Raw genomic sequence first — 7,737 nt, 5'->3', positions numbered from 1 at the left:
GGTTTGGCGAAGCGTCGGACCTGCAGCTTCTTGCGGGTGGCGTACAGTGTCACACCCGAAAGCTTCGCCTGCTGGGCTTCGGCGGCGATTTGCGAGCCCCAACCACACACTTTGCGGTCGTTCTGATCAAGCGGCTTGGCGTGTGCGCCGAAGGCCAAGGCGGTGAGTGAGAAGACGGCTACTGTAGCTCGAATGGGTCGCATGTTGCTGTCCTAAGCATCTGAAGATCAAAGGAGTTTGCCTGTGCTTGCGCAACCTGGGGGCCAGCATTTTCCCATCAAGTCACCGGGTGCAAGCCCATGGGTGGTGCCTGGCGCAGGGTCCACAGCGCAAGCGCCGCCACCCACATTACCGACACGCCATAGTTGAGCCGTTGATACAAACCGAATAGATGGCCGTTTTGTGCTGCTTGGGCCATCAGCGCTGCTGTCACCAAGGCGGCTATCAGGCAGAACAGAGACAACCGGCTCAAAGCAGGCGCAGCGGCCAATCTCTTGCCGAGCCTTACCCAGATTGCGCAGGCTAGCGTCAACGATAGGAACATCAGCAAACCGCTGAGGTTATGAATTTGTTGAGCATGCGAGGGGACGGTGGGAGCGCAGCCTTCGTCGCAAGCGAAAACCCCAGTACCGAGGCTGCCTACACCGTGTAAGAAAACGAGTGCCGCACTCAGCATGGCCAACTTCGAGTGGCGCCATTGCCGGGCCAGCCCGAATGCGCAGCAGGTAAATAGTACGGCGAGTGGAAAGTTGTTCACCCACGCAGACCAACGCTGGGTTGGTGCGCCGGTAGCACCCAGTTGGCTCATGGCATGATGCAAATGATCATACCCCGGATAGGCCAGTGCGGTGAGCCAGACACCTATCAACAACCAGAACGGGATGATCACCGCGCAGGTGAGCAGGGCACGGTCGAGTGGTTTCATGCGCATTGCTTCCTTCCATGGAAAGCGCACACGATAGATAAGTTGCGGAGCTTTGTCTCGCGCCCTTCAAAAGGCGCTGAGATGTGGAGCTGCGCGCAGCCGGGGGTTGTGCAGGGTAATCTGCAGACTTACAGCGCGAGCGTGAAATACCGCATAGGGTGTATGTGATCGTACAACTGCTTGCGCTATCATGGGCGCTGTCTTTCAAGGTGAAATACACGGCATGACAGAGCAGCAGGTACAGGCTAGGACCCGGCGCAAGCCGCGCAGTCTGGCTCAGGAACTGGTCACGGTGCTGACCGAGCGCATTCGCAGCGGCCAACTCAAGCGCGGCGACAAGCTACCGACCGAATCGCAGATCATGGCCGAGGAGGGTGTCAGCCGCACCGTGGTGCGTGAGGCGATCTCCCGGCTGCAGGCGGCGGGGCAGGTCGAGACGCGACACGGTATCGGCACCTTCGTGCTGGATGCACCAGCGACTGGCGGCTTTCGAATCGACCCGGCGACCGTGGTTACCTTGCGCGAGGTGCTGGCGGTGCTGGAGCTGCGCATCGCCCTGGAAATCGAAGCGGCGGGCCTTGCGGCACAGCGGCGCAGCGATGAAGAACTGGCGGGTATGCGCGCGGCGCTGGACGAACTCAACGAAGGTGCTGCCCACGCCAACGATGCGGTGTCGGCAGACTTCCAGTTCCATTTACGTATTGCCCAGGCCAGCGGCAACCATTACTTCGCTGATATTCTCAACCACTTGGGCACCAGTATCATTCCGCGTACCCGGTTGAATTCGGCACGTTTGGCCCACGACGACCAGGCCCACTACATGAGCCGACTGATGCATGAACATGAAGCGATCTATGAAAGCATCTCGCGGCGCGACAGCGAAGGGGCGAAAATGGCCATGCGCATGCATCTGAGCAATAGTCGCGAGCGTTTGCGTCAGGCCCATGAGCAAGCCGAGGCGCAAGGGGCCTGATTGCTCAAGAGCTTGTTCCGGTCTCTTCGCGGGTAAATCCGCACGCACCCCACTCTGTAGCAGGTTGATGCTGGAAACGCCCGCATAATGCTGTCAATCCAAGGCCTGCTCGGACCTTGTACTCAGCCTTAGGCAGGCAAAGGGCCGCAAAGCGACCCCCCTAGTTCACTGAGCAGCGTTAGCGCACGTGCGGAGCGTGCGCGTTTCAGAGCCTTTAAATCGAGCCTTCGCTCCACTGCCCGTTGACCAAGCGGCGCAGCCCAAGCGGGTTGCTGTCGCGCAGTGCTTCGGGCAGCAACGCCTGCGGGTAGTTCTGATAGCACACCGGGCGCAGGAAGCGGTCGATGGCCAGGGTGCCAACCGACGTGCCGCGGGCATCGGAGGTAGCCGGGTAAGGGCCGCCATGCACCATCGCGTCGCAGACTTCAACGCCGGTCGGGTATCCGTTGATTAGAATGCGGCCGACTTTTTCCTCTAGCAAAGGCACCAGCCAGGCATATGCCTCGAAGTCTTCAGCCTCGCCGATCAATGTGGCGGTAAGCTGGCCACGCAGCCCGAGCAGTGCGGCGCGCAACTGGTCGTCGTCCTGAACCTCCACAGCAACGGTGGTCGGGCCGAACACTTCTTCCTGCAGCAGCGGATCGGCGTTGATCAGCAGGCTGGCATCAGCTTTGAAGAGTTGCGCGCGGGCCTGACTGCCTTCCTGGGCTTGACCAGCCAGATGCTGGATGCCGGCATGGGCTTGCAAATGCTCCAACCCGCCTACGTAGCTTCGCAGGCCGCCAGCATTGAGCATGGTCTGGCCGGCTTGGGCATCCAGCTGCTGCCCCAGATTCGTCAGCAGTTGACTGAACTGTGGCGAGCTCAGGCCGATTACCATCCCTGGGTTGGTGCAGAACTGGCCTGCGCCCATGCACACAGAGCCTGCCAATTCACCCGCGATGGCTTCGCCACGCTTGGCCAGGGCACCGGGCAGGATGATCACCGGGTTGATGCTCGACATTTCGGCGAACACCGGAATCGGCTGTGGGCGTTCTGCAGCCATGCGACACAACGCGTCACCCCCGTTCAACGAGCCGGTGAAGCCTACGGCCTGGATGGCCGGGTGCTTCACGAGCGTTTCGCCAACACGGCTGCCGAAGATCATATTGAACACGCCTTGGGGCATGCCGGTGCGCTCGGCGGCGCGGATGATCGCCGTGCCCACCAGGTCTGCGGTGGCCATGTGGCCGCTGTGGGCCTTGAAAACCACCGGGCAACCGGCGGCAAAGGCGGCTGCGGTATCACCACCGGCGGTGGAGAAGGCCAACGGGAAGTTGCTGGCGCCGAATACCGCGACAGGCCCGACACCAATGCGCATCTGACGTAGGTCGACCCGTGGCAGCGGCTTGCGCTCAGGCAGGGCCAGGTCGATCCGAGCCCCGAGGAAGTCCCCGCGGCGTAGCACTTGGGCGAACAGGCGCATTTGGCCGCTGGTGCGGCCGCGCTCGCCCTGGATGCGAGCGGCTGGAAGGGCAGTTTCGCGGCAGACGATGGCGACGAAACTGTCATCGAGCTCGTCCAGTTCGGCGGCGATCGCTTCGAGGAATTCGGCGCGCCGCGTCGGGCTCAGTTGGCGGAACTCAGCAAAAGCGGCTTTGGCAGCGTTAGCGGCCTGATCGACTTCGCCGTCAGTGGCTTGGGCAAAGCTGTAAGGCAGGGCCTCGCCGGTGGTGGCGTCCAGGCTTTGCAAGCGTTGCGGGCCGGCGGCGCTGCGTTGACCTGCGATGAAATTGTGGCCGAGGATCTCTGGCATGTGGGTCTCCTAGGGATATCAGGTAATGGGTGCCGGATTGAACAAGGTGATGTCGTTATGCAGGCGGTGTTGTTCAGCCCAGGTCTGCTTACGGCCGCTGGCAACGTCCAGGTAGCAGTGGAACAGCTCCCAGCCCAGGGTTTCGATGGTCGAGCGACCGCTGGCGATGCTGCCTGCGTCTATGTCGATCAAATCGGGCCAGCGCTGAGCCAGTTCGGTACGGGTACAGACCTTGACCACGGGCGCCATGGCCAAGCCATACGGCGTGCCACGGCCAGTGGTGAATACATGCAGGTTCATGCCAGCAGCCAGTTGCAGGGTGCCGCAGACAAAGTCGCTGGCCGGGGTGGCGCAGAAGATCAGGCCCTTGCGGTTGACCCGCTCGCCTGGGCCAAGGACGCCCTGGATGGCGCCGCTGCCAGATTTGACGATCGAACCGAGGGACTTCTCGACGATATTCGACAGGCCGCCTTTCTTGTTGCCCGGCGTGGTGTTGGCGCTACGGTCTGCCGCACCTTGTTGCAGGTAACGGTCGTACCAGTCCATCTCGCGTACCAAGGCGGCGGCGACTTCTTGGTTCTCGGCGCGGGAAGTGAGCATGTAGATGGCATCACGCACCTCGGTCACTTCCGAGAACAGTACTGTGGCGCCTGCACGCACCAGCAGGTCGGCGGCAAAGCCCAGCGCCGGGTTGGCGGTAATGCCGGAGAAGGCGTCGCTGCCACCGCACTGCATGCCAAGAATCAATTCGCTGGCCGGGACGGTTTCGCGGCGGCGTTGGTCGAGTTTTTTCAGGCGGGTGTCGGCCAGGCCCATGATCTGTTCGATCATTTCGCTGAAGCCAAGGGTGGCGTCCTGCAAGCGATACAGCCACGGTTCACTTAGGTCAACCGAAGGGTCGCCATCGTGCATGACCTGCCCGGCCTGGAGCTTTTCGCAGCCCAGGCTGATTACCAGCGCTTCGCCTCCCAGGTTGGGGTTGCGCGCCAGGTTGCGCACAGTGCGGATCGGGATGTACGCATCGCGCGCGTTGATTGCCACGCCGCAACCGTAACTGTGGGTGATGGCTACCACGTCGTCGACGTTGGGATACTTGGGCAGCAGTTCGCTGCGGATACGTTTGACCGCGTGCTCCAGCACGCCGGTTACGCATTGCACAGTGGTGGTGATGCCAAGGATGTTGCGGGTGCCGACAGTGCCGTCGGCGTTGCGAAAGCCTTCGAAGGTGAAGCCCTCTAGTGGCGGCAGGGCAGCCGGGACTGCGTCGCAGCGCGGCAGGCTATCGAGCTCCGGTGCAGCAGGCATTGCCAGTTGGCTTTCCTGCACCCAACTGCCCTGGCGCAGGTCTTCCAGCGCGTAGCCGATGACTTGCCCGTAACGTCGCACCGCCTCACCCTTAGCGATGGTTACGGTCGCAACCTTGTGGCTTTGTGGTACAGCTTCGATCAGCGTCAGGCCATCGGCGAACCGTGCCCCTTCACCTAGGCCACCGTCGTTCACTACGACCACGACGTTATCGTTCTCGTGCAGGCGTACGTAGCGGGGCGAATCGGAATGTTCGATCAACTGCATGTTTGGGCCCTACTTGTCGGATTCTCAGGCTTTTTGTACATCCGCCCGTTTCGGCATTGCCGGCACGGGCGTGATCACTCAGTGCTGCGAGGTGGCCAGCTTGCTGCTAGCGCTTGGCTCAGAATTGGAAAGCGGTGCATCTTCGCGCAACTCGATACGCTTGATCGGGCCGACGATCACCAGATAGCTGAAGACCGCCACCAGCGCATTGGCACCCACATACACCAAGGCCCACTTGAACGAACCTGTGGCGCTGATGATGTAGCCGATAACGATGGGCGTAGTGATCGAGGCAATATTGCCGAAGGTGTTGAACAGCCCTCCCGAAAGCCCGGCGATCTGCTTGGGTGAAGTATCTGCCACCACCGCCCAGCCCAGCGCCCCGATACCCTTGCCGAAGAACGCCAGGGTCATGAAACCCACCACCATCCATTCGGTATCCACGTAATTGCAGAAAACCATGGTGGTGGACAGTAGCAAGCCACAGACGATTGGCAGCTTGCGCGAGAAGGTCAGCGAGTTGCCGCGACGCAGCAGCCAGTCCGAGATGACTCCGCCCAGCACGCCCCCTATAAAGCCGCAGATCGCTGGCAGCGAGGCGATAAAGCCCGCTTTGAGGATGGTCATGCCCCGTTCCTGAACCAGATAGACAGGGAACCAGGTAAGGAAGAAGTAAGTGATGGCGTTGATGCAGTACTGGCCCAGGTACACCCCAAGCAACATGCGGCTGGTCAGCAATTGCTTGATGTAGCCCCATTTGGGGCCGCTGTTACCACGCTTCTGGTCCATGTCGACCAGGCCGCCGTTTTGCTCGATGTGGTCCAGTTCGCTTTGGCTGATGCGCGGGTGCTGACGCGGGTTGTAGATGGTCTTGAGCCATACCATGGAAAACAGGATCCCCAGCGCCCCCATGACCACGAACACATGTTCCCAACCGAAACTGAAGACTATCCAGCCCATGATCGGGGCAAACAGTGCGGTGGCGAAATACTGCGCTGAATTGAAGATCGCCGAAGCCGTTCCGCGTTCTTGGGTCGGGAACCAAGCCGCGACGACCCGGGCGTTGCCGGGGAACGAGGGGGCTTCGGCAAAGCCGACGAGAAAGCGCAAGGTAAACAAGGTCACCACTGCCCATGCAACTGGCAGACCGCCGACAAAGCCCTGCAGCAGGGTGAACAGCGACCAGGTGAAAATGCTGAAGGCGTAGACGTTCTTCGAACCGAAGCGGTCCAGCAGCCAGCCGCCGGGGATCTGCCCGGCCACGTACGCCCATCCGAAGGCGGAGAAAATATACCCGAGGGTGACGGCATCGATGCCGAGGTCTTTCTGCAGGCTGGAGCCTGCAATGGCGATGGTTGCACGGTCTGCGTAGTTGATCGTGGTCACCAGGAACAGCATGAACAGGATCAGGTAGCGCACATGCGTCTTTTTAGTCGCTTGCATGCTGGCATCACTCCCACTAGTTATTTTTGTGCGGGCTCACGAGTTGTAGCCGGAGTGGGGCAGCCCACTCCGGAGGCGGCAATGGCAGGCCGCAGAGCACGCTTATTGCGGGCCCATCTTGTCCATCAATGCGGCAAGCATCTCGTACTCTTCGCCGGTGAGGTCGGTCAGCGGTGTGCGTACTGGGCCTGCATCGTAACCGGCAATCTTGGCCCCGGCCTTGACGATGCTCACGGCGTAGCCGGCTTTACGGTTGCGAATATCCAGGTACGGCAAGAAGAAGTCGTCAATCAACTTGGCCACGGTGGCGTGATCGTCACGGGCGATGGCGTGGTAGAAGTCCATCGCGGTCTTGGGGATGAAGTTGAACACTGCCGAAGAATAAACCGGAACACCCAGTGCCTTGTAGGCGGCTGCGTAGACCTCGGCAGTCGGCAGGCCGCCCAGGTAGCTGAAGCGATCACCCAGGCGGCGACGGATCGACACCATCAGCTCGATATCACCCAGGCCGTCCTTGTAGCCGATCAGGTTCGGGCAGCGCTCGGCCAGCTGTTCCAGGAGGCTGGCATTGAGCCGGCAGACGTTGCGGTTGTACACCACTACCCCGATGTTGACCGATTTGCACACTGCCTCGACGTGCGCGGCGACACCGTCCTGACTGGCTTCGGTGAGGTAATGAGGCAGCAGCAGCAGGCCCTTGGCACCCAGGCGCTCGGCTTCTTGTGCGTACTCGATGGCCTGGCGGGTGGAGCCGCCTACGCCGGCGAGGATGGGTACCGACTTGGCGCAGGTGTCGACCGCGGTCTTGATCACCTGGCTGTACTCGCTGGCGGCCAGGGAGAAGAACTCACCCGTACCACCTGCGGCGAAGAGTGCGCTGGCACCGTACGGGGCCAGCCACTCCAGGCGTTTGATGTAGCTGGCTTGGTTGAAATCGCCTTGAGCGTTGAAGTCGGTGACCGGGAAGGAAAGCAGGCCGTGAGAGAGGATGGATTTGAGTTCTTGTGGATTCATTGTTGTAGGCATCCT

General features: G+C 61.2%; 6 protein-coding genes and 1 pseudogene. 1 reads left to right on the top strand and 6 read right to left on the bottom strand.

All coding sequences use genetic code 11. The annotated features are described in order from the left end of the window. Together ACK59H_RS16150 and ACK59H_RS16145 are read right to left on the bottom strand one after the other, a co-directional pair. Positions 1–203, bottom strand: a pseudogene (locus tag ACK59H_RS16150) (hypothetical protein); the annotation flags it as partial. A gap of 74 nt (positions 204–277) precedes the next feature. Beyond that, positions 278–925, bottom strand: a complete 648-nt coding sequence (locus tag ACK59H_RS16145; RefSeq protein ID WP_060479667.1) for a DUF998 domain-containing protein — start codon at positions 923–925, stop codon at positions 278–280. A gap of 223 nt (positions 926–1,148) precedes the next feature. Here ACK59H_RS16145 and ACK59H_RS16140 point away from each other — a divergent pair, with 223 nt between their 5' ends. Continuing rightward, positions 1,149–1,898 carry a FadR/GntR family transcriptional regulator gene (locus ACK59H_RS16140; protein ID WP_186477353.1) on the top strand — a complete coding sequence of 250 codons (750 nt, stop codon included), beginning with the start codon at positions 1,149–1,151 and terminating at the stop codon, positions 1,896–1,898. Between the two features lie 214 nt (positions 1,899–2,112). Here ACK59H_RS16140 and ACK59H_RS16135 read toward each other — a convergent pair whose 3' ends face one another. The 4 genes from ACK59H_RS16135 to kdgD form a co-directional block, all read right to left on the bottom strand. Then, positions 2,113–3,693 carry an aldehyde dehydrogenase (NADP(+)) gene (locus ACK59H_RS16135; protein ID WP_060479650.1) on the bottom strand — a complete coding sequence of 527 codons (1,581 nt, stop codon included), beginning with the start codon at positions 3,691–3,693 and terminating at the stop codon, positions 2,113–2,115. Positions 3,694–3,711: 18 nt separating this feature from the next. Then, positions 3,712–5,265, bottom strand: a complete 1,554-nt coding sequence (gene garD / locus ACK59H_RS16130; RefSeq protein ID WP_060479649.1) for a galactarate dehydratase — start codon at positions 5,263–5,265, stop codon at positions 3,712–3,714. Between the two features lie 78 nt (positions 5,266–5,343). Then, complete coding sequence (locus ACK59H_RS16125; protein ID WP_060479648.1) at positions 5,344–6,708, bottom strand: MFS transporter; 1,365 nt, start codon at positions 6,706–6,708, stop codon at positions 5,344–5,346. Positions 6,709–6,810: 102 nt separating this feature from the next. After that, positions 6,811–7,722 carry a 5-dehydro-4-deoxyglucarate dehydratase gene (gene kdgD / locus ACK59H_RS16120; RefSeq protein WP_060479647.1) on the bottom strand — a complete coding sequence of 304 codons (912 nt, stop codon included), beginning with the start codon at positions 7,720–7,722 and terminating at the stop codon, positions 6,811–6,813. Between the last annotated feature and the right edge of the window lie 15 nt (positions 7,723–7,737).

Source organism: Pseudomonas sp. KCJK9000 (genome assembly GCF_046230725.1).
In the GTDB taxonomy this organism is placed as follows: domain Bacteria; phylum Pseudomonadota; class Gammaproteobacteria; order Pseudomonadales; family Pseudomonadaceae; genus Aquipseudomonas; species Aquipseudomonas promysalinigenes.
Note: the sequence above shows the minus strand (reverse complement) of the source record. Positions and strands in the feature narration are given on the sequence as shown.